At 58.6% G+C, this 25,576-nt stretch carries 18 protein-coding genes; 7 read left to right on the forward strand and 11 right to left on the reverse strand.

The genetic code is table 11. The annotated features are described in order from the left end of the window. The first annotated feature begins 12 nt into the window (after positions 1-12). The 4 genes from F8R23_RS10455 (at position 13) to sseA (ending at position 7,317) form a co-directional block, all read left to right on the forward strand. Positions 13-1,227 (forward strand): SrfA family protein, encoded by a 1,215-nt coding sequence (locus F8R23_RS10455; protein WP_129935527.1) that lies wholly within the window; start codon positions 13-15, stop codon positions 1,225-1,227. Further along, the gene (locus F8R23_RS10460) at positions 1,227-4,172 is read left to right on the forward strand and encodes a virulence factor SrfB (protein ID WP_129938514.1); all 2,946 of its coding nucleotides are present in this window, start codon (positions 1,227-1,229) and stop codon (positions 4,170-4,172) included. Before F8R23_RS10455 ends, F8R23_RS10460 begins: the two co-directional genes overlap by 1 nt. Then, a complete protein-coding gene (locus F8R23_RS10465) occupies positions 4,169-6,391 on the forward strand; it encodes a virulence factor SrfC family protein (protein ID WP_129935531.1) in 2,223 nt (740 codons plus the stop codon). The genes F8R23_RS10460 and F8R23_RS10465 overlap by 4 nt, the downstream gene beginning before the upstream one ends. An 80-nt stretch (positions 6,392-6,471) precedes the next feature. After that, on the forward strand, positions 6,472-7,317 hold the full coding sequence (sseA, locus tag F8R23_RS10470; protein WP_129935533.1) for a 3-mercaptopyruvate sulfurtransferase: 846 nt from the start codon (positions 6,472-6,474) through the stop codon (positions 7,315-7,317). Here sseA and F8R23_RS10475 read toward each other — a convergent pair. Then, positions 7,314-8,183 carry a LysR substrate-binding domain-containing protein gene (locus F8R23_RS10475; protein ID WP_112350206.1) on the reverse strand — a complete coding sequence of 290 codons (870 nt, stop codon included), beginning with the start codon at positions 8,181-8,183 and terminating at the stop codon, positions 7,314-7,316. The two genes, sseA and F8R23_RS10475, sit on opposite strands and share 4 nt — an antisense overlap. 254 nt (positions 8,184-8,437) lie before the next feature. Here F8R23_RS10475 and F8R23_RS10480 point away from each other — a divergent pair, with 254 nt between their 5' ends. Together F8R23_RS10480 and F8R23_RS10490 are read left to right on the forward strand one after the other, a co-directional pair. Continuing rightward, the gene (locus F8R23_RS10480) at positions 8,438-9,658 is read left to right on the forward strand and encodes an FAD-dependent oxidoreductase (RefSeq protein WP_129938516.1); all 1,221 of its coding nucleotides are present in this window, start codon (positions 8,438-8,440) and stop codon (positions 9,656-9,658) included. Positions 9,659-9,947: 289 nt separating this feature from the next. Beyond that, positions 9,948-10,460, forward strand: coding sequence for a GNAT family N-acetyltransferase (locus tag F8R23_RS10490; RefSeq protein WP_129938517.1), 513 nt, complete (start codon positions 9,948-9,950; stop codon positions 10,458-10,460). 4 nt (positions 10,461-10,464) lie between these two features. On the opposite strand, the gene acpA is transcribed toward F8R23_RS10490, so the two are convergent. Both acpA and F8R23_RS10500 read right to left on the reverse strand, forming a co-directional pair. Further along, a complete protein-coding gene (gene acpA, locus F8R23_RS10495) occupies positions 10,465-12,171 on the reverse strand; it encodes an acid phosphatase (protein ID WP_129938518.1) in 1,707 nt (568 codons plus the stop codon). A gap of 170 nt (positions 12,172-12,341) precedes the next feature. Continuing rightward, positions 12,342-12,854, reverse strand: a complete 513-nt coding sequence (locus F8R23_RS10500; RefSeq protein WP_129935541.1) for a DUF2165 family protein — start codon at positions 12,852-12,854, stop codon at positions 12,342-12,344. A 132-nt stretch (positions 12,855-12,986) separates the two neighbouring features. Between F8R23_RS10500 and F8R23_RS10505 the strand changes: the two genes are divergently transcribed. Continuing rightward, on the forward strand, positions 12,987-13,238 hold the full coding sequence (locus F8R23_RS10505; protein WP_129935543.1) for a type II toxin-antitoxin system ParD family antitoxin: 252 nt from the start codon (positions 12,987-12,989) through the stop codon (positions 13,236-13,238). Positions 13,239-13,269: 31 nt separating this feature from the next. Here F8R23_RS10505 and urtE read toward each other — a convergent pair whose 3' ends face one another. From urtE to atzF, 8 genes are all read right to left on the reverse strand, one after another. After that, positions 13,270-13,968, reverse strand: coding sequence for an urea ABC transporter ATP-binding subunit UrtE (gene urtE / locus F8R23_RS10510; RefSeq protein WP_085115803.1), 699 nt, complete (start codon positions 13,966-13,968; stop codon positions 13,270-13,272). Between the two features lie 8 nt (positions 13,969-13,976). Continuing rightward, positions 13,977-14,783, reverse strand: a complete 807-nt coding sequence (gene urtD, locus F8R23_RS10515; RefSeq protein ID WP_211369073.1) for an urea ABC transporter ATP-binding protein UrtD — start codon at positions 14,781-14,783, stop codon at positions 13,977-13,979. Further along, the gene (gene urtC, locus F8R23_RS10520; protein WP_085115802.1) at positions 14,780-15,856 is read right to left on the reverse strand and encodes an urea ABC transporter permease subunit UrtC; all 1,077 of its coding nucleotides are present in this window, start codon (positions 15,854-15,856) and stop codon (positions 14,780-14,782) included. The genes urtD and urtC overlap by 4 nt, the downstream gene beginning before the upstream one ends. Further along, positions 15,856-17,436 carry an urea ABC transporter permease subunit UrtB gene (gene urtB / locus F8R23_RS10525; protein WP_129938519.1) on the reverse strand — a complete coding sequence of 527 codons (1,581 nt, stop codon included), beginning with the start codon at positions 17,434-17,436 and terminating at the stop codon, positions 15,856-15,858. Before urtB ends, urtC begins: the two co-directional genes overlap by 1 nt. A gap of 63 nt (positions 17,437-17,499) precedes the next feature. Beyond that, a complete protein-coding gene (gene urtA / locus F8R23_RS10530; protein ID WP_129935547.1) occupies positions 17,500-18,768 on the reverse strand; it encodes an urea ABC transporter substrate-binding protein in 1,269 nt (422 codons plus the stop codon). A 174-nt stretch (positions 18,769-18,942) separates the two neighbouring features. Continuing rightward, positions 18,943-19,638, reverse strand: a complete 696-nt coding sequence (locus F8R23_RS10535; protein WP_129935549.1) for a GntR family transcriptional regulator — start codon at positions 19,636-19,638, stop codon at positions 18,943-18,945. 51 nt (positions 19,639-19,689) lie between these two features. After that, positions 19,690-23,313, reverse strand: coding sequence for an urea carboxylase (uca, locus tag F8R23_RS10540; protein ID WP_151415602.1), 3,624 nt, complete (start codon positions 23,311-23,313; stop codon positions 19,690-19,692). A gap of 2 nt (positions 23,314-23,315) precedes the next feature. Further along, a complete protein-coding gene (atzF, locus tag F8R23_RS10545) occupies positions 23,316-25,145 on the reverse strand; it encodes an allophanate hydrolase (protein WP_151415603.1) in 1,830 nt (609 codons plus the stop codon). Positions 25,146-25,576: the final 431 nt, after the last annotated feature.

Here is a 25,576-nt window from a genome sequence, read left to right on the forward strand (position 1 = left end):
AGGTTTTTTGCCGTGGTGAAACCCTTTTTACGCAGTGGCAGTTTAGATGACGTACTTGCATTGGGCGAGAATGGGCAACCGGTTTATGCCTGCGCGCAGCAGTTGCGGGAAACATTACGCATTCGCCAACAGCAGCAAGTCGCCGACTGCCTGGCGATCCCGCAGCCGAACGAGACGGGCACCCGCATTGACTGGTACTCCCCCTTTGCGGGGAAAGTTACATCCTGGCTAGCGGCGAGTGATGCCCAACGCGCGCAGGCCGTGCATCTGTTGGAACAAAACCTGACAACCTTGCGTTTGCTGGTCACTCAGACACAGACAGCCGAACACCCCAGCCACCGCCTGTTTGGCGCATTGTTGGCCAAAGCGATGCAGATCCCTGATGCCAACCATGTCTATCTGGTTGACGGCAAACCGGTACTGACCTTTTGGGGGTTTATCAAGCCACAAGCTCAGTGCCAGGACGACCCGCTGGCGTGTCTGCGGCCGGCCGAAACTGCGAAAGAAAAGCCGACGCCAATCGCCGCCGCACCGCGGCCGATGGCGCTTCCCACCGCTACACACTCCCCAGGGCCAGAGGTTAAACCGTCGGTTGCCACCACACCGACGCAACCGCGCCGCCAGTGGCAACGCTATGTCTGGATATTGCCAGTGCTAATGCTGATTGCCCTGCTGGCAGGTTGGCTGAGCCAACCAAGTGCCCCACCTGCTGCGCCCCTGGTGGCACAACCACCGGCTCCGCCGCAGCGCACCGTCACACCGGTGTTCAAGCTGCAACTGCCGTTAGCACCGGCAACGCTGATGCCAGCAGCACCGGTGCCGGTAATCTTGCTGCCGGCGGACAAGCATGCGCTGGTGTTGCCCGCCGATTCGGTCAAAGCCGGTTCGACCCGTTTTCTGAACGGTAAATGGCGGGCCACGGTAGCGCTGAAGGATCTCCCCACCGGTAAGCGTCCCAGCCTGCAATACCGCATCAACGCAGGTAAAGGCAGTGCAAGCATTACCTACGGCGATGGCATCAGTTGCCGTGTACCGATTGAGGCCGGGCTGATGCAGTCCGGCAATCTGGTGATTAACAGCCGTACCAAAGCGCGCTGCAGCGACGGCAGCCGCTACCAGATGCCGGAAATCATCTGCAAGCAAAATGAGACCGGCCCGGCAGAATGCGTCGGGCGTTACGATGCCGAGACGGTCTATCCCATGATGTTAAAACGCGAGAGTAAATAATGCTGGCCCCCCTTACCGATTACCCACACAGCATTACGCTGATCCAGGACAGCGGTATCCAATTTTTGGACTTTGCTCTGACGCCGGTTTTGCATGATGAGTTTCCGGGCAAGTTTGTTCGCCAAACGGCCAGCGGCCCGCTACTGCGCCTGCAATGGGATGCCGACAGCGGTAAATACCTGTTGCCCGCCCAACCGGGACAGACTCCCGAAGTGGTTCGCCCGGAGTTCAGCTTCCCCTTGCAGCAATCGCTGCAGTTGTTGGATCAAACCTGGCTGCCGCTACCCTTCTTTCGTCGCACTTCATCAGGGGTGTTTTTATCTGGGCCGGATAACTGGGCCCGGATGCAGATTCTGTTACTGGATAACCCCGATCAGGACGGCAACCTGCTGCGGGTAGTCTTGGCCTTTGATACCCGACTCGCCTCTGCGGGCCAGGAGGCGTTAGCCCCAGGTGAAAGCGATCTCAATACCGGACTCAGCTTCTCGCTGGGCCATCAAAACCATCAGTTGGGTGAGTTTCTTGACCTGACCTGGGTAGACAGCTGGCTGCGCGAAGTCTTTCGCCAATCCGCGACCCATCAGGAACTACGCAGCGAAACGGCAATAAACGCCGGGCTGAAAACCTTCGAATATCAGGCGCACTACCTCAATTTGTTGAATCTGCTCGGCAGCCAATTAACCGTCCCGCAGATAAAAATCATCGGAGAGACACCACAACAACCCGCGATCGACGTGGATCTGATTTTGGACGTCGGCAATTCTCACACCTGTGGGGTGTTGGTCGAAAATCACCCGCATGAAAGTAATGGTCTGAAACAGACCAATGAACTGCAGTTACGCTCGCTGTCCGCGCCGCACTGCGTTTACAACGAATTATTTGAAAGTCGGGTAGAGTTTGCCCAGGTCTCATTTGGCAAACCCCACCTTTCATTCCAAAGCGGACGCGATGACGCCTTTAGCTGGCCTTCCATCACCCGCGTGGGCCGGGAAGCCATGCAACTGGCACTGCGGCGGGAAGGCACCGAAGGCACCACCGGGATTTCCAGCCCGCGTCGCTACCTGTGGGATGAAGAACGTTATGCGCCCGGCTGGCGTTTTAACAGTAAACAAGAGCCGATGGCCGCCGCTGCGCCATTGACCTCACTGATCAACGATGAAGGTTTACCTCTGTCTGAGCTACCTGTGCATCAGCGACTGCCGGTATTTGCCGCCCATTATAGCCGCAGTTCGGTCATGGCCCTGATGCTGAGCGAATTGTTGGCGCAGGCACTGATGCAAATCAACAGCGTCGCCCAGCGGATTAAAATGCCCAACGCCGCCGCCCCGCGCCGCCTGCGTACCATCATCCTGACTTTACCTTCGGCAATGCCCAAGCCAGAGCGCGAAATTTTCCGTCGCCGCATGCAGGAAGCGATTGGCCTGATATGGAAAGCCCTGGGTTGGCACCCGCTGGATGCCCCGTTCAACGGCGAGCAAGCCCGCATGCCGGTGCCACAGGTGCATATGGAATGGGATGAAGCCACCTGCGGCCAGATGGTATATCTGTATAACGAAACTCAGGTGAATTTTGCCGGCCGCACCGACGCCTTTTTTGCCGCCATGGCCCGCCCGGACCGACCGCCGGTGGCGGGAGAACAACCGGGAAAAACGCTGCGCATCGCCTCTATCGACGTGGGCGGCGGCACCACCGATCTGGCCATCACCCAATACACACTGGACGATGGCGTGGGCAACAACATCAAAATCAATCCGCGTCTGTTGTTCCGTGAAGGATTTAAGGTCGCCGGTGATGACATTTTGCTGGATGTCATTCAGCAATTTATCTTGCCCGCCGTACAGCAGGCATTCGAACAGGCCGGGGTCAGCGCGACGCCGGCGATAATGGACAAGCTGTTTGGCAACCAGGGCCGTATGGATGGGTTTTCAACCCTGCGCCAGCAGGCCACGCTGCAGATTTTCATGCCCGCAGGGCGTGCGCTGCTCAGTGCTTATGAGGAGTACGATCCGCTGGACGCCCACGCGGAAATCGCCGCCAGCCTGGGCGAACTGCTGTCGCAGCCCCCTACGCCACAGGTATTGGCGTTTATCAATGACGAAGTTCAGCGTGGATCCGGCATTGACGCCTTCGACATTCTGCAAACCCCGTTGGTTGTCCGTCTGGGCACCCTGCACAGCGCTTTCCTGTCTGACCGGATCGGCATCAGCCACTGCCTGCGCCTGCTTTGCGAGGTGGTGGCGTTGTATACCTGCGATGTGCTGCTATTGACCGGCCGCCCGGCGCGTTTTCCGGGCGTTCAGGCGCTGTTGCGTCACCTGCAGCCGTTGCCCGCCAGCCGAATTTTGCCGCTTGAGGGTTATCACACCCGCAGCTGGTACCCGTTTAACAAACGCGGGCGCATCGATAACCCAAAATCAACCGCTGCCGTGGGTGCCATGTTGTGCCTGCTGGCGATCGACCTGCGGCTGGAGAGTTTTTATTTTAACGTCGGCGACTTCCAACCCTATTCCACTGTTCGTCATCTGGGCATGCTGGACAGCAATAACATGCTGGCGGACGATAATGTCTACTATCGCGATATCGATCTGGATCGTGCAGACTTCGCGTTGGATGCCGACAACTGTTTCCAACTGCGCGGCCCTCTGCGCCTTGGATTCCGTCAATTGGACAATGAACGCTGGCCGGCATCCCCGCTCTACACGCTGACCATCACCGATGCCCAATTGGCGCGCAAACTGGCCGGTGATACGGTCATCAGCCTGCGACTGCTCCTTACCGGTAACGATGGGCAGGGAGCCGAAGGCGTCGGCATCGCCGAAGCCCGATTGACCGACGGCACGCCGGTTCCTGCGCATCATCTACAACTCAAACTCAATACCCTGGCGGCCAGCGCCTCTGGCGCAACCCATTATTGGATCGACAGCGGGAGTCTTTATCAACCATGAAACCTATCACTTCCAGCCGGCCTGAGCCGCTAAACCGCCTCGGCAACAGCATCACGCAGGCGATTGACTGGGTGGCCGCCACCCGGCAGCAGTCCACTCGGCTAAATCGGGAAGCCGATAATTTGACGATCCGCCTGCGCCGCAGCTACAACCGGGCCAGGCAGTTGGACAAAGCCCAGCATCAGCCCCTGGCCATTGGCCTTTATGGCCATAACGCCGCGGCCAAGGCCCACCTGTTAGCCGCGCTGGCACCCGGTGCCAGGTTACTGAGCGCAGATGCCACGCTGGCCGTACGCTATTACTCTGGTGATGCCCAAAATCCGCCTTCTTATCCCGTTGCCGTTTCCCTGCTTGATGAAGCACAGTTGGTTGCCATGATGATCGCCAGCGCCTTGAATGGCGGCTTTCGCCCGGATTGGGATGCCCGCGCCATGGCCACACATCTGCACACACTGGAACGCCACCGCCAGCCCATGGCGATCGGCGGCCTGGACAGCAACGCCATGGTGGCGCTGTGGGACAACCTTCGCCATCAGGGCGGCAAATGGCAAACGCCGCTGGAGAAACACTTCTGGCCATATGCCATCTCGCTGGCCCCCTGTCTGAACGTTGACGACCGAGCCAGGCTGTTCGCGCCGCTCTGGGGTGAGGATCCGCTACTGACGAGTTGTTATCGTCAGTTGACGCATACTTTACACCGCCTGGGGAACGGCGAACGGGTGTATGCCTCTCGCCAGGTATTGAGTCAGGATGGCGGCATCCTGCAGGCCCAGGCTATCTCAACGCCGGCTGAGGTAAAACTTGTCGTGTTGACGGAGCAAGGCACCGCAGTGGACATCGCACTGACCGATCTGGCCTGGCTGGCTGCCTCGGTGACCACCACCTTGCCACCGAGGGAAAGCGGCGGGTTGCCGAACCATATCGAACTGCTGGACCTGCCGACCGGCAGCCCATGCCCGGGCGCTGGGCTGATTCAACGCATGCAGCAGGCAAAACGCGCCAACCTGTTGATTCTCGCGGCCGATGGCCTGCACGCCAACCTGCTGCTGGTGACCGATGCGGCCCGTACGCCGCAAGATGCCAGCCGAACGGGCAACGCGCTGGCTTATTGGGTCAGACAAACCCAGGGAGAAAACCCAGAGCTACGCAGCCGTCGCAAGCCGGGCTTAATCTGGGCAGTCACGGAATTTGACTCGCGTCAGGCCGGGAAATCACGCCCCGACGACGCCGTTCAACGTTATGTCGGTGAACCGGGCGAAAGCTGGGCAACCCTGCTGGCGATGGATGAAAGCGACTGCCAGCGCATGGTGACCTGGCTGGCCGCACAGGCGTGCCCAACATTGAAACAGCATCGCATCCTTGAACAACAGCAGGAACTGCGACGCGAACTGTCTGAAAGCCTGCTCGGCAACTGGCTCCACGCGGCAGACTCCGCGTTAATGCAACAGCGCACTCAGCACCTGCTGCGCAGATTGCAGGCGCAAGCCGGCCTACACGGCGAACTGCTCGAATGGCTGCTGCCGCAGTGCGATACCTTGCGCCAACTCTATAACCAACAACGGCCTAGCTCACCCGCGCCGGTGTCCAGTCCTCCCCCATTTGATGTTGAGATTGACCTGTTTGGTGAGGAAGTTGTGGCCGCCATTGCGCCAACCGGGCATGGCGGTGAGTCGTTTGCCCAACGGGTGTTTACGGATTGGATAAACCATCTGCGCGGCCTGCCGGATAATACCCAACTGCTGGCATTGTTGGGCGTTGGGAAACAGCATCTGGAGATGCTGGTCGATGCCCTGATCACTGCCGCCTGCCGGCTGGAGATGGCCGAATCGCTGGAGCGCACATTATCTGTCGGGGCGCTACTGGAGCAAGCTGAAGACCGACAGGTCAGCCAGGCGTTGGCTATATTGGGTGATTTTGTCACCTGGCTGGGCTTCCAGCAGCGTGAAGCGAAGTTACGCCCCGCCAGCCGGATTAATCACGGCCAACCGATCTTTACCTCACCACCACAGCCCGCTGTCGACTGGGGTAGCCAGCAGCGGTTAACCAAACTGGCACCGACACCGGCAAGAAATACCGCGTTTTATATCTACGACTGGTTGGTCGGTCTGCAGACGCTGCTGGCGGAGAATAAAGCGGCAGAGGCTAACCCTGCCTTTGAGGCAGCTTCACAGGCGGCTTTGGGCACCATCGTCGCCTCGCTAACTTCCGAGTCGGTCTGATAATTTCTACGGATGGATCACATCGCCAAAGCGGCTGGTGTATAGTGAAAAACCGTTTTCACCACAGGCGAAAAATAACGATGAACTCTCCGTTTCTGGTTACTCCGCAATGGCTTGCGCAACATATCAACGATGAAAACCTGATCGTGGTTGATGTCAGGATGTCCCCGGTCGGCCTGGTGCCGAAGAAAGACATGCTCGCCGAATTTGAACGCGGCCATATCCCGGGCGCGGTGTATTTCGATATCGATGACGTCGCGGACAAAAACACCACGCTGCCGCATATGCTGCCGACGGCGGAGGAATTCAGCGCAGCGGTGGGTAAATTGGGCATCAGCGAGCAACAGACCATCGTGTTTTATGACGAGGGCAATCAGTTCTCGGCCCCGCGCGGCTGGTGGACCTTCCGTAATTTTGGTGCCCAGCAGGTTTATGTGCTGGACGAAGGCCTGAACGGCTGGACAGCACTGGGCCAACAGCTGGCGACCGGTGCAGCGCAACGCACGCCGCAAACCTTCAACGCCCGCTTCAATGCCGACGCAGTCGTCAATATGCAGCAGGTAGAACAGGTGCTGAACACTGAGGTGCAAATCCTGGACGCGCGCGCCGCACCGCGTTTCTACGCAGAAGCACCAGAACCGCGCCCCGGTCTGCACCGGGGTCATATCCCCGGCAGCATCAATATTCCTTACGGCGAACTGCTGGAAAACGGCCGTTTCAAATCGCTGGAAGCGCTGAAGAAAACCTTCAGCGACAAGGGCGTGAATATCGACGGACCGATCATCACCAGTTGTGGCTCCGGCGTGACGGCGGCAGTACTGGCTTTCGGCCTGCTGTCGCTGGCTGCACCGCAGGTAAAACTGTACGACGGTGCCTGGAGTGAATGGGGTGCACTGAGCGGCAAACAGCCGATCGAGCAGGACTAACCGTTGATCCGATCGGCGACGATCTGCGCCAAACGCTGGATCGCTGCTGACGGGTTTTCTTCGGCACGGTGCAGCACCACGCCTAGCTGATTTAGCGACGGCAACACGTCAGGTGGCAAAAGGGACAGTCCCGACGGCAGCCCGGCGTTGGTGCGCACCGTCACCCCTAATCCGGCGCTGACCGCGGCCCACACGCCGTTCAGGCTGTGGCTGGTAAAGGCGATACGCCAGGGAATACCGGCACGATCCAGCGCCTTAATCGCCGCGCTGCGCATCAGGCATGGGGCATCAAACATCACCAGTGGCAGCGGTTCATCTCCCTGGCTCCATGGTGCCAGTTCAAAATGGGATGAGGCAATCCAGTGCATCTGCCGCTGACCCAATGTCTGATAAAACGGCGTGCTGATACCGCCGTCCCACGCCAGCGACAAATCCAGTTGCCCTTTCAACACCCACTCGAGCAGTTCGGTATTGCGGGCGATACGTGCTTCGATACGCACTCGCGGATGCGCTCGGGCAAAACTGCCCAGGACCTGCGGTAAAAAGGTTTCCCCGAAGTCTTCCTGCAAACCTAGCCTGACAGTGCCGTGCAGGTCCAGCCCGCGCACTGCGGTCGCGGCCTCATCATTCAACTCCAGCAAGCGACGAGCATAGCCCAGCAGGGTTTCACCGGCCTCGGTCATCACCATGCCGCGCCCGGACTTACGCAGGATCGGGCTGCCCACCTGCTGCTCCAGCTTTTTCAGATGCGCGCTGACCGCCGAGGTAGATCGTCCAAGCCGCTCCGCCGCTTTTGCGAAACTGCCCAGCTCAATACCGGTCACGTAGCTGCGCAAATCGTCGAGATCGAAGGTTATTCGCCCCATACTAACCATCCTGTTTTTAAGAACTATTGGTCAAAATGATGCCGATATGACTAACGAAGATGGCGCGTGATGCTCAGCCGGTCAATAACTTTCAGGAGCATCGCTCTGCTTGCCAAACAGTCGGCTTTACCACCTCGTCCCCCTTTGACCACACAGCGCCGCGGGTTGACAGCTCGTCTTGATATTGATAATCATTATCAATATTGAGTTTTCAATCAGGATCGGCAGGATGCGGATCCCAGGAGCCAACCGCTATGTCACAGTCACCGATCACAGCTTACACCACCACTTGCTGCATCGTTGGCGGCGGCCCCGCCGGATTAATGCTCGGCTATCTGCTGGCCCGGGCGGGGATAGACGTAATGGTGCTGGAAAAGCACGCCGACTTCCTGCGTGATTTTCGCGGCGATACCATTCACCCTTCCACTCTGGAAATCATGCATCAGCTTGGCCTGCTTGAGGAACTGCTGGCACTGCCACACCAGCGCGCAGAAACGCTGCATGCCGAGATCGCCGGGCGTGATATTACGCTTGCCGACTTCACCCGCCTGCCGACGCGCTGCAAATTTATCGCCTTTATGCCGCAGTGGGAGTTTCTCAACTTTTTGGCAGAAAAAGCCGCCGCCTTTCCTGCGTTCAGCTTGCTCAAATCAGCGCAGGTACACCAGTTGTTGTACGATCGCGGTCAGGTCTGCGGGGTGTTGGCGGATACGCTGGAAGGCCCGATCCGCGTCCGCTGCCAATTGGTGATCGGCACTGACGGACGTAACTCGGTGGTACGGGAACAGGCGGCACTCAGCAGCCGCTGTTTTGGCTCACCGCGTGACGTATTGTGGATGAAGATCGCTAAAAAACCCGGCGATCCGGCTTGGTCGATGGGTCACACTGGGCCAAAGCAAAACTTCATCATGATCGACCGGGGTGAGTACTGGCAGTGCGGTTATTCAGTCGACAAGGGCAGCTTCGAAGCGATCCAGCAGGAGGGGCTGGAAAAATTTTTACTGCATATCGCCGAGGTCGCCCCCTTCCAGAACCATCGCCTGCAGGAGATCCTCAGTTGGGATCAGGTGAAGTTATTGAGTATTCGCATAGATCGACTGGATCAGTGGGCCAAGCCGGGCGTGCTGTGCATTGGCGACGCCGCACACGCCATGTCGCCGATTGGCGGTGTCGGCGTGAATCTGGCAATTCAGGATGCCGTTGCTACCGCCAATGTGGTTATCCCTCCACTGCGTAGCCAGTGTTTGCAGCTCAAGCACCTGTTGCGCGTGCAACGACGCCGCAATTTCCCCACCAAAGCCACTCAGTTTCTGCAAATTAAAATGAGCCAACGCAGGCCGAAAAAACGTCGCGGCAGCCGCGGTGGATCCAGTCTGATGACCCGTGTCGGCAACAGCCGCTGGTTGCCACGTTTATTTGGCCGGATTCTCGGACTGGGATTCCGGCGGGAAACGCCGAAGCATCTTGCTGATTGAGGGTTTGTTGCGGTCAGAAATGCGCAATGGGTACGATCGATAAAGTAATCATCTTCCAACAGAGTCATGCCCATCTCATCGGCCAGCTCAAACAGATGTAATAAAAAGCTTTTATCTATTACTGATACCTTATTACCAGTAATAGATAACTCGTCTCCATTCAAACGGTCGCCAAAAAGAAGACAGATATTGAGTATATCTCGTATACCCTGGGTGTCTAAATCTTCACCAGCGCGGCGATTCCCTTTCAGGTTGCTCGCCGTTTCTCATTTCTCACCAAGAGGTTCATATGTTCAGTATCCGCCAGGCTTTGAGCGGTGATTTAGCGCAGGTTCGTGACGTAGGTATTCGCACCTATCAGGCCCATTTTGGCGAACTTTGGCACCATAAAGCGGAACTCGATGCTTTTCTGGCGCAAGACTTTGCCGTTGAGGCACTGGAAAAAACGCTGCAGGATACGGAAGTTTGCTGGCTATTAGGATACGAAGACGACAATCTGGTGGGTTATGCGCGGCTGAATTTCAACAGCCTGCTGGCACCGACCCAAACAACCGGGGCCGAATTGCAGAAAATCTATTTCCTGCCGGAATATGCCGGCCGGGGTTACGGCCAGCACTTTTTTGAACAGGTGCAGCTTCGGGCGATCGAACGTAAACAGCAAACGCTGTGGCTGGAAGTATTACAGCGCAATACCAGCGCCCAGCGCTTTTACCAACGCCAGGGGCTGAGTATTTGCGGTGAGACCTGTTACACCAGCGCCCAGGGTTCCATCGGTATCTGGTATATGTCCAAGCAGCTGTAACCCCTTATCCCGGAAACTCCAGCGCGCCAGTCAGATCGCCCAGCGGTTTCTGGCTGCGCGCCGCCATTGCCTTATCCCGTTCCGTTAGCCCGTCCAGCGGCGGCAGATCAAACACCCGGCTGATTAATCGCAAAATTGACCCGGTGTCGTACACCTCATGGTCAACGTAGCCTTTGCGGGCGAATGGCGAAACCACCAACGCCGGGATACGTGAGCCTGGGCCCCAACGATCGCCCTGCGGAGGGGCCACATGATCCCACCAGCCGCCGTTCTCATCGAAGGTAATCACCACCACGCTATTTTCCCACTGCGGGCCGTTGCGCAGGCTGTTGATGATATGGGCGATATGGCGGTCGCCGGCTTCCACATCGGAATACCCGGCGTGCATATTAAGGTTGCCCTGCGGCTTGTAGAACGCCACCGGCGGTAAAGTGCCCGCCTCCACCGCGGCCAAAAATTTATTGCTGCCGGTTGAATCGCCAATACCGCCGTCACGTAAATGCGCCTCGCGTGCCTGTGGATTGCCCGGCCCCAGATTTTCGAAATAGTTGAACGGCTGATGGTGATACTGAAAGTCTGGCGCACCGGGGAAATCACCCTGATCCTTGCGGTTGTCCAGCGCGTATTGCCAACCCCCGGCGTACCATGCCCAGTCGATCCCCTTCTGACTGAGTAAATCGCCGATGTGCGGGTGTTTCTGCGGCGGCATCACGTTGGGCATGGTAGCGTCCGCCAGCGTCGGATCTTTCTCATCCTGAGTCCACGACGGCCAGTACGGCGGTGCCATGGTGTTGACCGCATAGCCGTCCGGCGTCAGCAGGCTCTTGCCAAACAGCGGGATACCAAACGAAGCGCTGACCGGCGAGTCGCCCAACGGCTTCAGGCGCGAGTCCGTCACGTCATCGCTTTCAAGCAAGGCAATGCCGTCTTTGGCGACTGAGTTTTGTACCTCGGGGTAAAACGGCGGGCGGGCGCAAATCAGATACTGGTGATTCAGGAAGGAGCCGCCAAACGCCCCCTGGAAGAAGTTATCGCACAGGGTAAATTCCTGCGCTAAGGTCCACAACCGCAGGTTGTAAGCACCGTCACCGTAATAACCCATGGTCAGGGCACCGGAATCGGCCCAGGCAACAAACTTGTCGTTTTTACCGCCGTTAATCTGCATCTGGTTTTGATAAAACACATGCCACAGATCGCGCGTGACCACGCCGTGCGGCAAATTCTCGCCCTGCGGCCCGGTCAACACAAACGGCTGATTCGGTAATTGATTGGTGAATACTGCGTCTTCGTCGATTTTGTAATTAACATGCCCGACTTCCTGCTCTTTTGGCACCAGGCCTTTCCAGATCGGTGGCAAAGAATCCAGTAGCTTATCGTCACGATCGCGCTGCTGGTACTCCTCCGGCTTAAGTGCCGACAGCGGTTTTTCTACTCCGGGGAAATTGGCGAACAAGTTGTTGAAACTGCGGTTTTCGGCGTAGATTACCACTACATTTTTCACATGACGCCGCAGCAGTGGGTTTTGTGCGCTGGTCGGCAAAGTGTTCAGTACCACTTTCTTGTTGCCGTCAGCCGCGGCCCTGGCCAACGGCGCAATCGAGGCACCGACCCCCAGCACCGTCGCGCCTGCCAGAAAACGCCGACGCGCTGGATTGCTCGGCTGCTGCTGTTGCGCCGACGCCGGCAGATCCTTATCGGATTTATCGCTCATATTTATCCCTCGCAAAATTCTTAACATGTTGATTTTTTATAAATTTATATAAGCGTCATTATGCTATGGCACAACTATGAACGAAATGTGACAAGGCCTGGCAGGTTAGCATTTGGCAACACTTTCGCGAACTTCGCCGCAGTTTTATTAAAATCCTGCGACTTCACGGCTTAGCGAGCGTCGCGCTGCAGCATCAGAAACAGCAAGGCCAGCGTATTGGGCACCATGTACAGCATCGCCCCCAGTTGCACCGCTAGCGGGTTTTCCTTTGCCTGCCAGGCCATAAACCAGTCGCCTGCGACCACCATAAAACCGAGCCCCCACACCGCAATCGCACAGAGTGTGCCCAGCATGGCCCAGGCTTTCCCCCTGGCAAAGGCCGCGTAAGGTTGGCGCAGATGTTTCAGCATCAACACCACACCCAGTGCAGCAGTGATACCGGCCACAGACTCCAGCACAGTGATCATCGCCAACCCGACCCGCCCGGCCCATTCTACGCTGACCGCGCGCCACATTAAGCCGGGAACCTGATAGGTATCCTGCATGGCAAGCAGCGGCCCCACGGCATGCCGGGCGGTACCAGCAAAATCGGCTGTATTGTTCAGCAGACTGAAGATCCCCCAAAGAGCCGGGAACAGTGACAGGACGATGCAACCCAGACGCGACATAGTGATTTCGTTCATAATTATCCCTAATTTATGATGATGTAAAAGCCAGAGTTCCTTGTATTGTTGCCACTTTAGGCTCCCCAGTTTTAACGTGCATAATGTAAGAACTAATCTTACAATGATTAAGAGAATAGCGGAGGGGAAAACATGGGCAGAACATTAACAGTGGATCTGGGTGAAGAACTGCGTACCTTTGTTGAAGGTCTGGTAGCCAGCGGCGACTACCGAACCCCCAGCGAAGTTATTCGTGAATCGGTGCGCACCCTGCGTGAGCGCACCGCCGCCTCAAAACTGGAAGAGCTACGCCGTTTGATCGCCGAGGGTGAGAACAGCGGGGACGCTGTGGAATGGGATCGTGATGTGTTCATGGCAACAGTGAAAGGCTACATGAAAAAATAATTGCCCTTCCACTGCCCAACCTTATTGAGCCTTATATCGCCACCAGCCCGCGCACGCCGTCTTGCTCCATCGCGCTGCCTGCACCGCGCTGGACAATGCTGCCACGCGACATCACCAGATAACGGTCCGCCAGCTCGGCGGCGAAATCATAAAACTGTTCCACCAGCAGGATCGCCATATCCCCTCTTTCCGCCAGCTGTTTGATCACCGCGCCGATCTCTTTGATCACCGAAGGCTGGATCCCTTCCGTCGGCTCATCGAGGATCAACAACTGCGGTCGGCAGGCCAGCGCACGCCCTATCGCCAACTGCTGTTGCTGGCCACCGGAGAGATCGCCGCCGCGCCGATCTTTCATCTGCAACAGCACCGGGAACAGTTCATAGATATGATCCGGTACCTTGCGGGCCTGACTGCCAGAAAAGCGCGCCAACCCCATCAGCAAGTTTTCCTCCACCGTCAGGCGACCAAAGATCTCACGCCCCTGCGGCACATAGGCGACGCCTGCCTGTACCCGCTGGTGCGGTTTTCTGCCGTTGAGGCTTTCGCCCTGCCAGCTGATACTGCCGCTCTTGGCCGGGATCAGCCCCATCAGGCACTTCAACAGCGTGGTTTTCCCCACGCCGTTACGCCCCAGCAGGCAGGTCACTTCGCCGATATGGGCTTCAAACGACAGGCCCCGCAAAATGTGGCTGCCGCCGTAATATTGATTCAGTTCGTTCACTTGCAACATAGCTGCTCCTAGCGCCCCAAATACACTTCGATCACCTGCTCGTCGGTCTGCACCTGCGCCAATGAGCCCTCCGCCAGCACCTGCCCCTGATGCAGCACCGTGACGTGGTCGGCAATGGTTTCGACAAACCCCATATCGTGCTCCACCACCATCAGTGAATGCTTGCCCGCCAGCGAGCGAAACAGTTCGGCGGTGTACTCGGTTTCAGCATCGGTCATGCCGGCCGCCGGTTCATCGAGCAACAGCAGGTGCGGTTCCTGTACCAGCAGCATACCGATCTCGAGAAACTGTTTTTGCCCGTGGGACAGCAACCCGGCGGGACGATGCCTTTCATGGCCGAGCCGCAAGGTCTTCAGCATGTCATCGATACGGTCGCGTTGTTCGCTGCTCAGTTTGGCCCGCAGGCAGGCCCATACCGACTTTTGGGTTTTCTGGGCGATCTCCAGGTTTTCGAACACCGTCAGCGCCTCAAACACCGTGGGCTTTTGGAACTTGCGACCAATGCCTGCCTGGGCGATCTGCATCGGATCCAGCGCGGTCAGATCAACAGTTTGATCGTAAAACACCCTGCCGCTGTCCGGTCGGGTCTTGCCGGTGATCACATCCATCAGCGTAGTTTTCCCCGCGCCGTTGGGCCCGATCACACAGCGCAATTCACCTACACCGATCTGCAACGACAGATCGCTCAGCGCACGGAAACCGTCGAAGCTGACGTTGATCTTGTCGAGTAGCAGCACCGGATCGGTTTGCTGACGGTATTTATCGGCCGGCAGCGGCTGGGTGAACAACTCTTCGGTCATTTGCAGCGAATTCATTGTGATTTCCCTCTGCGCAGCAGGCCAATGACCCCTTTCGGCAGGAACAGCGTGACGATGATAAACATCAGGCCGAGGAAGAACTGCCAGTATTCCGGAATGGCCATGGTGAACCAGCTCTTGGCACCGTTGACGATACCGGCCCCCAGCAGCGGCCCCACCAGCGTACCGCGCCCGCCAAGTGCCACCCAGATAGCGGCTTCGATCGAGTTGGTCGGCGACATTTCGCCCGGGTTGATAATGCCCACCTGCGGCACATACAGCGCCCCGGCCAGCCCACACAGCACCGCCGACAGCGTCCAGACAAACAGTTTGAAGCCTTTCGGATCGTAACCGCAGAACGTCAGGCGGTTTTCCGCATCGCGTACCGCCGTCAACACCCGACCGAACTTGCTGCGTGCCAGAGCGAAGCCGATTGCCAGACTGGCAGCCAGTAGCAGCACCGTGGTCAGGAACAGCGCCACCCGCGTGCCGGTCGCGGTGATCGGGAAGCCCAGTAGCGTCGTGAAACCGGTAAAGCCATTGTTGCCACCAAAGCCGGTTTCGTTACGGAAGAACAGCAGCATACCGGCGTAGGTCAACGCCTGGGTCATAATGGAGAAATACACCCCTTTGATTTTTGAGCGAAAAGCGAAGTAACCGAAGATAAAGGCCAGCACCCCGGGCACCAGCACGATCAGGCACAGCGCCCAGGCGAAATACTGGGTACCGCTCCAGAACCACGGCAACTCGTTCCACGACAGGAAGGCCATAAATCCTGGCAGGCCATCACCCGCCGCCTGGCGCATCAGGTACATGCCCATGGCATAGCCACCGAGGGCAAAAAACAGCCCGTGCCCCAACGACAGCAGCCCGGCATAGCCCCACACCAGGTCGAGCGCCACCGCCACCACCGCATAACACAAAATTTTACCCACCAGCGTCAGGGTATAAGTGGAGATCGCCAGCGGATGGTCTGCCGGCAACAGCGCCAGAAACGGCATAATCAACAGCGCCAGCAACGCCAGCCCGCCGATGCCCAGCGCCAGTCGGGGTGCCTTTTGCACGCCGGTGACAGTCAATGGTTGGCTCATCAGTCGATCACCCTGCCCTTGAAGGCGAACAGTCCCTGAGGACGTTTTTGGATAAACAGCACGATCAGCGCCAGGATCAGGATCTTGCCCAATACAGCACCAATCTGCGGCTCAAGAATTTTGTTGAGGATACCGAGGCCAAAAGCCGCCACCACGGTACCGGCCAGTTGGCCGACGCCGCCGAGTACTACCACCAGGAATGAGTCGATGATATAGCCCTGGCCCAGTTCCGGCCCGACGTTACCCAATTGCGACAGCGCCACCCCACCCAGCCCGGCAATGCCGGAGCCCAGACCGAACGCCAGCATATCGACACGGCCGGTGGGCACACCACAGCAGGCGGCCATCGCACGGTTCTGCGTCACGGCACGCACGTTCATGCCGAGGCGGGTTTTATTCAGCAACAGCCAGGTGAGTGCCAGCACCAACACCACAAACAGGATCACCGCGATACGGTTCCACGGCAGCACCAGATTCGGCAGTAACTGAATGCCGCCCGACAGCCAGGCCGGGTTGGCGACCTCGACGTTTTGCGCGCCGAACAGCACCCGAACGCCCTGGATCAGCACCAGACTGATCCCCCAGGTCGCCAGCAAGGTTTCCAGCGGCCGACCATACAGATGACGGATCACCGTGCGCTCCAGCGCCATGCCAATGCAGGCGGTGATGGTGAACGCCACCGGCAACGCCACCAGCGGATACAACGCCAGCCACTGCGGCGCAAACTGCTGAAACAGCCCCTGTACCAGATAAGCCGAGTAGGCACCGAGCATCAGCATTTCGCCGTGCGCCATGTTGATCACCCCCAGCAGGCCGTAAGTGATCGCCAGCCCAAGCGCCGCCAATAGCAGGATCGAGCCAAGCGACAGGCCGGTAAACGCCTGGCCAATCAGATCGCCGATCATCAGCCGGTGTTTCACGCTGGTCAGGCTTTTCAGCGCTTCGGCACGCACGGCGGCGTCCGGTTCATGAGCGGCGTCGGTCAACGCCTGTAGCCGGGTTTGAGTTTCCGGCGCACCCGAACTGCCGAGCAGCTGCACCGCATTGAGGCGCACTTTGGCATCGGCGTCGGTCAGTTGCAGATTGGCCAGCGCGATGCTCAGCGCCTCATGCACCCGGCTGTCTTTTTCCTGTGCCAGGCGTTGGGTCAACAGCGGTAACTGGCTGTTTTGCGCCTCCTGCTGCAGGGCCTGCGCCGCCTGTAAACGCAGCGCCGGATCTTCACTGACCAGCCGGTGTGCCGACAGCGCGTTGGCAATCAGAATACGCAGCCGGTTATTCAGCCACAGCTTCTTTGGCGTACCGACCGGGGCAACGTTACCTTCCAGCGGCTGATAGCGATCTCCCTGCTGGATAAAGGCATGTTTGGCCTCGTCGATCACCACGTTTTCCTGCTTTAACGCCTGCAGTAATGGCAAACGCGCAGCATCCGGCGCGGTTGCCCACGCCTGCAATAATTTGGCCTGCTGCGTACGGTTGGCCGCAGCAAAGTCGTCGGCCAGCCCCGCCTGCGCGAACATGGGCAGGCAGCACAGCAATAACCACAGATGCCTGAGATGGCTTAAAGATAAAAGTTTCATCAGATGTCTCGTCGCAATAGGGCATGGCTCAGTCAGCCCCCCGCCGTAACGGGGGGCCAGGCATTACTTACCGCCTTTTACCGGGCTTTCCGACTTTTTGTCGTTGCCGGCAATGTATGGGCTCCACGGCTGGGCGCGTACCGGAGCATCGGTTTGCCACACCACGTTGAACTGACCGTTGCCTTCAATTTCACCGATCATCACCGGTTTGTGCAGGTGATGGTTGGTGGCATCCATGGTCAGGGTAAAGCCCGATGGCGCGGCGAAGGTCTGCCCGGCCATCGCCGCGCGTACCTTGTCAACGTCCGTGGTACCGGCCTTCTCAACCGCCTGCGCCCACATGTGGATGCCGACATAGGTGGCTTCCATCGGGTCGTTGGTCACGGCAGTGGCATAGTTCGGCAGGTTGTGCGCCTTGGCATAGGCCCGCCATTCACTGACAAACTGCTTGTTGGTCGGGTTTTCCACCGATTCGAAGTAGTTCCAGGCTGCCAGGTTACCCACCAGCGGTTTGGTGTCGATACCGCGCAGCTCTTCTTCCCCTACCGAGAAGGCGATCACCGGTACATCGGTGGCCTTAATGCCCTGATTGGCCAGCTCTTTGTAGAATGGCACGTTGGAATCACCGTTGATGGTGGAGATCACCGCCGTTTTGCCACCGGCGGAGAATTTCTTGATGTTGGCGACAATGGTCTGGTAGTCGCTGTAACCAAACGGCGTATAGACCTCTTCGATGTCTTTATCCTGAATACCTTTCGAATGCAGGAAGGCGCGCAGGATCTTGTTGGTGGTACGCGGATAAACGTAGTCAGTGCCCAGCAGGAAGAAGCGTTTCGCCGATCCGCCGTCTTCGCTCAGCAGGTATTCCACCGCCGGGATCGCCTGCTGGTTAGGGGCGGCGCCGGTGTAAAACACGTTAGGCGACATCTCTTCCCCTTCGTACTGCACCGGGTAGAACAGCAAACCGTTCAACTCTTCAAACACCGGCAACACGGATTTACGCGATACCGAAGTCCAGCAGCCAAACACCGCCGCCACTTTGTCCTGGCTCAGCAACTGACGCGCCTTTTCGGCGAACAGTGGCCAGTTGGAGGCGGGATCCACCACCACCGCCTCGAGTTTTTTACCCAATACGCCGCCCTTGGCGTTAATGTCATCAATGGTCATCAGTGCCACGTCCTTGAGCGGCGTTTCAGAAATGGCCATGGTGCCGGACAGCGAACTCAGGATGCCGACCTTGATGGTATCGGCAGCCTGCACGCCCCAGGCCATCCCCATACCGATCATGGTGGCAGACAGCGCGAAAGCTTTTATAAAGTGACGACGTTGCATAATTCAAACTCCTGATGTGTGTTAGAAAACCAACCTTCTTTTTAAAAAAACCTAACCCTATGGATTTCGAGTTGCAGCTAGGCGGCAAGGGCGGGAGTCCCCGGAAGCTTACTCAAGTAAGTGACCGGGGTGAGCGCCCGCAGCTAACAACGCTGCAGCTCGAAAGGCGACGGGTTAGGGCTGGAGGCGTGCTTGATGCAACATATGTAAAGTTATTTTTCTGACCTCAGCCTTACTGACGGCAATATGGTTGCTGAGCAGCGTTTGCGCCTCCTCGGTTTGCTGTTGCAAGATTGCCCGCAAAATCGCGGCGTGTTCGTTATAGGTCGCCGCCACCCGGCTACCCTGAGTGAAGTCCAGCCGACGAATGATGCGGATCTTCTCGGTCAGGTCACGATGGATACGCGCCATTTCGCCATTGCCCGCCGCCTCCACCAGCGCCATGTGAAACTGCTCGTCGTGCAGCGAAACGGTCTTCCCGTCCTCAAGCCGCGGCTCGTCGATCCAGAAACTGCTGAGCGTCTCCAGTTGCAACGGCATTTCGCCCGCCAGCCGCGCGCACAGCCGTTTAACCGCCTCACACTCCAGCACGATGCGCAGGTCATACAGCTCCTCGAAGTAGGCAAAATCGAACGGCCGCACCTGCCAACCACTGCGAAAATGCACTTCGACATAGCCTTCGCGCTCCAGCCAGAACAACGCCTGACGCACCGGCGTACGGCTGACGTCCATGCGTAGCGCCACTTCGTTTTCGCTAAAGCGATCGCCCGGCAGCAGCTGAAAATCAAAAATGTCGTCCTTGAGCTGCAGATAGATGCGCTCCGCCAGCCCCTCCGGCCGCGCCTTGTTGCGGTTATTGGTGATTTGCATCGCATTCCTCTCTGCGGGCGCTGCCTGCCGCGCCGCGACGATTAAAGATGGTTAACTGGCGTGCTCCAGCCACAACAGGGCGTCGCCCGGCCCGACAGGCCGCCCCTGCTGACAACTGATGCGCTTAATGATCCCGGCGCGCGGTGCGGTGACCGCCAGTTCCATTTTCATCGCCTCGACCACGATCAGCGGCTGACCGGCTTCTACCTGTTGTCCCGGCTCCACCAGGATCTTCCACACGCTGCCGTTCAGGTCGGCGCTGACCAGATAACCGTCCACTTCTTCCTCATCAATCTGCGGTGGCAACAGTTGGGCCTCGGCTTCGCCTTCTTCTTCCTGCCAGCGCGTCACCTCGTGGTTGAACGCCTGCTGCTGACGCTGCTGGAAGGCGCTGATATCTTCGGCGTTGTCCACCAGGAAACGGCTGTATTCGGCAAAATCAAACTCGCTGTCCTCAATGCGGATCTGCGCGCGCCCTTCACGGAACGCCTCGCGCTGTTCATCCAGTTCCTGCTCGCTGACCGGGTAGAAACGCACCTGATCAAAGAAGTGCAGCAGCCAAGGCTCACCGGCGGTGAACTGCGGGTTTTTGAGGAATTTGTTCCAGATTGGCAACGTGCGCCCGACCAGTTGGTAGCCACCTGGCGAATCCATGCCATAAATGCACATGTACATGCCGCCGATACCGACCGTGCCTTCGGCGGTATGGGTACGCGCCGGGTTGTATTTGGAACTGAGCAAGCGGTGACGCGGATCAATTGGCACCGCGCAAGGCGCGCCGAGATAAACATCACCCAGCCCGAGGATCAGGTAACTGGCATCAAAGATGATGTCGCGCACCTGCTCACGCGTGCTGAGCCCGTTAATACGCTGGATAAAATCGACGTTGTTCGGCAGCCAGGGGGCGGACGATCGGACCGTCTGCTGATAACGTTCCACCGCTCCCAGGGTGGCAGAATCTTCAAACGCCATCGGCAGATAAACCGTGCGCGTCGGCACCTTCAGTTGGCTGACATCCCCCAGCGCCTGCTCGCGCGCCAACAAACGCGTCAGTAAATCGGCCTGACCGAGCACGCGGCTGTCGTAGCGGATCTGCAGCGATCGCACGCCGGGTGCTAACTCCTCAACGCCGGGAATGACGTCCTGCCTGAGCGACTGCATCAGCAGATGAATGCGTAACCGCAGCGCCAGACTGAGCACGTTGTCGCCGTACTCCAGCAAAATGTAGCCGTCCCCTGCCTGGCGATAGACCACTGCAGGGCGGCTGTCGGTGGCCGATAACGTCGCCAGAATGCTGGCCGACCCGGTGGCACCCGGTGTCAGATCCGGTGCGGCCAGGGTAATCGCCTTTACCGCCGCCAAGGCTTCGATGCTGCCGAGCTGCGCTTGCTCCAGCGACTGCGCCTGTTTGAAGCCAATCGGGTGGAAGCGGATGCGATCCCCCGGCTTCACCTGGCCGACTTTCCACAATTCGGCCCTGGCGATGGTCACCGGGCAGACAAAGCCACCGAGGCTCGGCCCGTCGCGGGTGAGGATCACCGGGAAATCGCCGGTGAAGTTAATCGCACCGATGGCATATTCGCAGTCATGCACGTTGGACGGATGCAGCCCCGCCTCACCGCCGTCCTGCCGTGCCCACTCGGGTTTTGGCCCAGACAGGCGCACGCCCAGCCGGTTGGAGTTGTAATGCACCTGCCATTCGGCAGCGAAGAAAGTTTCGATCGACTCCGGAGTAAAGAAATCCGGCGCGCCGTGCGGCCCGTACAGCACGCCGATGTTCCACAGGTTGCCGTATTCGGGGATCAGGCTGTCATCCATTGCCTGCGGCGCGGCGATCGGTGCGGGCGTGGTGGTCGCGGCCAATGCCGGTTGGGACACCGCCAGCATGTCCGCGACCCGTAGAGTACGCCCGGCGTGACCGCCAAACTGCCCCAGCGCGAAGGTCGAACGGCTGCCCAAATACACCGGCACGTCGAAACCGTTACGCACCGCCAGATAGGTGCGGCATCCGTGCCGGGCGCGGCCCATCGTCAGTACCTGCCCGGCCCGAACCGCAACCGGCTGCCAGTAATCCAGCGCTTTTCCGTCCAGATCCGCCGAGCAGTCCGCCCCGGTCAGGGCAATAGTGGCATCGCAGTGGAAACGTAAGGTCGGCCCCTGTAGGGTAAACTCCAGCCCGGCGGCACTGGGGTGGTTACCGACAATGCGGTTGGCCAGCCGGAAAGCAAAGTCGTCCATCGGCCCGGACGGCGGTACGCCGATATCCCAATAACCGAGACGACCCGGGTAATCCTGCACGCTGCTGTAGGTCCCCGGTTGCAATACTTCGATGCTGCTGGGCTGGAAGCGGAAGCTGTCCAGCATGCGGGTCCACACGCTGCCGGTCTGGAATTCGGCGGTGGCAATCACCTGCCGCAGGTAATCCAGATTGGTGGCAATGCCGTGCAGCCGGGTAGCCTCGAGCGCCACGCGCATTTTCTCCAGCGCCTGCTGGCGATCCTCGCCGTGGACAATCAGCTTGGCGATCATCGGGTCGTAAAATGCCGACACTTCACTGCCGGTGGCGACCCAACCGTCAACCCGCACGGACTCTGGGAAATACACCTCGGTCAATACACCCGGGCTGGGCTGGAAGTTCTTCAGCGGATCTTCCGCATAAATGCGCACTTCAATCGACGCGCCCTGCGGCGGACGTTGCAGTGCCGCCCAGTCCAGCGCATCCCCCGCCGCCACCTGCAACATGCATTCGATCAGATCCAGCCCGGTGACCATCTCGGTGACCGGATGCTCCACCTGCAGGCGAGTGTTCACCTCGAGGAAATAAAATTCGTCGCGTGCGCCGTCGTAGATAAACTCCACGGTACCGGCGCTGCGATAATTAACCGACGCTCCCAGCGCCACCGCCGCCTGATGCAGCGCCTGACGAGTGGCCGCAGGCAGGTTGGGTGCCGGGGTTTCTTCCACCACTTTTTGGTTGCGACGTTGCAATGAGCAGTCACGCTCGCCGAGCGCGACCACCCAGCCCTGACCGTCGCCAAAGATCTGCACTTCGACATGGCGCGCCTGATCGACAAAGCGCTCAATAAAGGCCCCAGAGTCGCGGAAAAACTGCTCACCCAGCCGTTTAACGCTGTCGTAGGCTTCACGCAGTGCGGCTTCGTCATCGCAGCGCGTCAGGCCGATACCGCCACCGCCGGCGGTGCTTTTCAACATCACCGGGTAGCCAATCTGGCTGGCGGCGTTGACCGCCTGTTCAACGCTGTCCAGCAGGCCGGTGCCCGGCGTCATCGGCACCTGCGCCACCGCCGCCAACTCACGCGCCCGGTGTTTCAGGCCGAACTCGCGGATTTGCGCCGCCGTTGGACCGATAAAGGCAATGCTCGCCGCTTCACAGGCGTCGGCAAACTCAGCGCTCTCGGAGAGGAAGCCGTAACCGGGATAGATCGCCTGCGCGCCGGTTTCTGCCGCCGCCGCCAGGATCTTGTCGATACACAGGTAGCTGTCGCCGGGTTTTTCACCGCCGAGTGCCACCGCCAAATCGGCTTCGGTAACGTGCGGTGCATTGCGATCGGCATCGGAATAGACCGCCACGCTGGTCACACCCAAACGTTTCAGTGTGCGGATGGCGCGACAGGCGATTTCGCCACGGTTGGCAATCAGTACGGTAGAAAACATGATCAAGCCCCCTTCAGGCTGGCGACATAGTTGCGCCAACCGCCAAATTCAGTGATGTCCGTGGCGCCCTGTAGCGCCCAGGGTTCGCAGATAAAGCCCTTCACCCGGCGACCGTCCGCCAGCAACAGCGTGCCGATGCCCAGCGGCGCCGGTATTTCCGCCACGAATTCGCCGAAACGTGCCAGCGGGATATCCCACAGCTCGACATCGATAGCGGCCCCCTGTTCGGTTTTGGCCAACCCCGGCTTTGGCGGCTGAGTATTGGCTAACGCGTACAGCCGGTAGCACGGCGCGGTGGTGGTTTGTTCCACCAAAGCCGCCGCACGCTGCGTGAGCTGGAAATTCAATGGCATTCCACTGAGGTGGGCACCCACCACCGCCACCCGCACGTGCTGGGTCGAAGGTATAAGGGATTGCGAAGGTGGCAGCGGGCGTCCGGTGGCGCCCAACGGCAGATCCTGCGCCTGTTGCCAGCGCCCCCCGAACGCGGCCAGCGCCCGATCGTGCCAGGCGGGAGCGACCAGCGTGATACCGGCGGGCAGGCCGTCGTCACGCATCGACGCCGGCAGCGCCAGCGCGCTCAGATCGGCCAGGTTGGTGAAATTGGTGTAGGTGCCAAACTGCGAGTTGAACAACACCGGCTCCTGCTCCATTTCCGCCAGCGTGCGGATGGTCGGTGACGTCGGTACCACCAGCGCGTCGAAGGGAGCCAGCCGCTGTTCAATCTGCCGCGCCAGTTCGGCACGCAAATATTCCGCTTTGTAGGCATCGCAGGCGCTGTACTTCAGGCCGTTATTGACGATGCCGCGCACCACCGGGTTGATGGCCTGCGGGTTGGCACTCAACATCTTTTCGACCGCCACGGTGCGTTCCGCCACCCAGGGGCCGTAATAGAGCTGCTCCGCCAGTACGCGGAACGGGGTAAAATCGAGGGTTTCCAGCGTCACGCCACAGCGTTGCAACTGCGCCAGCGCCCGTTGAAAAGCCCGCTCAGCCTGTGTATCGCCAAAAAATTCGAGCTGCGCGGGCACTGCAAAGCGTGTTGCCGCGGGAAGGTCCGCCGGGGCGGTATGGGGATTGATACGGGAATAAGCGTCGGCGGTGTCGTAGCCACCCGCCAGTTCAGCCACCAGCGCGGCGTCCACCACCGTCAGGGCAAATACCGACACCGTGTCATTCAGCCGACAGGCGGGTACCACACCTTGATTCGATAACCAGCCCTTGGTCGGTTTCAGGCCGACAATATTGTTGAATCCGGCCGGGACGCGCCCTGAACCGGCGGTATCGGTACCCAGTGAGAACGGCGTCAGGCCGCGCGCCACCACCGAGGCCGATCCAGAACTGGAGCCGCCGCTGACGTAACGGCTGTCAAAACTGTTTACCACCGCACCGTGCGGGGAACGGGTGCCCACCAGGCCGGTGGCGAACTGATCGAGGTTGGTTTTACCGATCACCAAGGCACCGGCGGCGCACAGATTGGCGACGACGCCGGCGTCTGCTGTCGCCTGATAGGCGAATTCCGGACAGGCGGCGGTGGTCGGCCAGCCACCGACGTCGATATTGTCTTTAACCGCAAAGGGCACGCCGAACAGCGGCAGGCGGCTGATATCGCCGGCGACGGCTTCAAGCCGTTGGGCCAGTCGTTGGCACTGCGCCTCCAGCTGCACCGCGTCGGCAAGATACAGCCAGGCATTGTCATCCGCAGGGAGATCGGTAACCCATGCAGCCAAAGTAGCGCGCACGCAGGCCATGCGCTCGCCCGCCGGGCGGGTGTGATAATGGTGTTGCCATTCACCGAGGGTGAAACCGCGTAGATTTACAGGCTGAGTCATTGGCTGAATTCCATCTGGTACACAAGATGGGATTCATAGAGCAACCGGCGTGCCAGTTTTTAATTGGCTGATTCTAATAAATTATAAGAAAAACTTATCTTAAAACAGAGAAAACCTGCACCAGCCACGGGCAAGCGGCGAACAAAAAAGGTGCAATAAACCGTTATTATGCCGATACAAAAATGTTTTCCTTAAATTAACCCTAATATATGTGCGTGTGTTTGAATACCAATTTACGATTAATCAGAAATAATTAGCCTGTGGTTTTAATAAATTATTTAATTACAAAACAATGCCATCAACCTTCATCAAGTCAAAACAAACAGGAGAATAATGAATTACAAAAAACCATAAAAACACCAATTAAGTTTCAGTCTTAATTAAAAAATCAGAATTAAAAACCATAAAATAACCTATATATGTTTATAACA

This window comes from Serratia proteamaculans, assembly GCF_008830365.1.
GTDB lineage: Bacteria > Pseudomonadota > Gammaproteobacteria > Enterobacterales > Enterobacteriaceae > Serratia > Serratia proteamaculans.

Coding starts and splice junctions, on each gene's coding strand:
- F8R23_RS10460 (WP_129938514.1), top strand. CDS start 1,227: ATGCTGGCCCCCCTTACCGATTACCCACACAGCATTACGCTGATCCAG.
- F8R23_RS10465 (WP_129935531.1), top strand. CDS start 4,169: ATGAAACCTATCACTTCCAGCCGGCCTGAGCCGCTAAACCGCCTCGGC.
- sseA (WP_129935533.1), top strand. CDS start 6,472: ATGAACTCTCCGTTTCTGGTTACTCCGCAATGGCTTGCGCAACATATC.
- F8R23_RS10475 (WP_112350206.1), bottom strand. CDS start 8,183: ATGGGGCGAATAACCTTCGATCTCGACGATTTGCGCAGCTACGTGACC.
- F8R23_RS10480 (WP_129938516.1), top strand. CDS start 8,438: ATGTCACAGTCACCGATCACAGCTTACACCACCACTTGCTGCATCGTT.
- F8R23_RS10490 (WP_129938517.1), top strand. CDS start 9,948: ATGTTCAGTATCCGCCAGGCTTTGAGCGGTGATTTAGCGCAGGTTCGT.
- acpA (WP_129938518.1), bottom strand. CDS start 12,171: ATGAGCGATAAATCCGATAAGGATCTGCCGGCGTCGGCGCAACAGCAG.
- F8R23_RS10500 (WP_129935541.1), bottom strand. CDS start 12,854: ATGAACGAAATCACTATGTCGCGTCTGGGTTGCATCGTCCTGTCACTG.
- F8R23_RS10505 (WP_129935543.1), top strand. CDS start 12,987: ATGGGCAGAACATTAACAGTGGATCTGGGTGAAGAACTGCGTACCTTT.
- urtE (WP_085115803.1), bottom strand. CDS start 13,968: ATGTTGCAAGTGAACGAACTGAATCAATATTACGGCGGCAGCCACATT.
- urtD (WP_211369073.1), bottom strand. CDS start 14,783: ATGAATTCGCTGCAAATGACCGAAGAGTTGTTCACCCAGCCGCTGCCG.
- urtC (WP_085115802.1), bottom strand. CDS start 15,856: ATGAGCCAACCATTGACTGTCACCGGCGTGCAAAAGGCACCCCGACTG.
- urtB (WP_129938519.1), bottom strand. CDS start 17,436: ATGAAACTTTTATCTTTAAGCCATCTCAGGCATCTGTGGTTATTGCTG.
- urtA (WP_129935547.1), bottom strand. CDS start 18,768: ATGCAACGTCGTCACTTTATAAAAGCTTTCGCGCTGTCTGCCACCATG.
- F8R23_RS10535 (WP_129935549.1), bottom strand. CDS start 19,638: ATGCAAATCACCAATAACCGCAACAAGGCGCGGCCGGAGGGGCTGGCG.
- uca (WP_151415602.1), bottom strand. CDS start 23,313: ATGTTTTCTACCGTACTGATTGCCAACCGTGGCGAAATCGCCTGTCGC.
- atzF (WP_151415603.1), bottom strand. CDS start 25,145: ATGACTCAGCCTGTAAATCTACGCGGTTTCACCCTCGGTGAATGGCAA.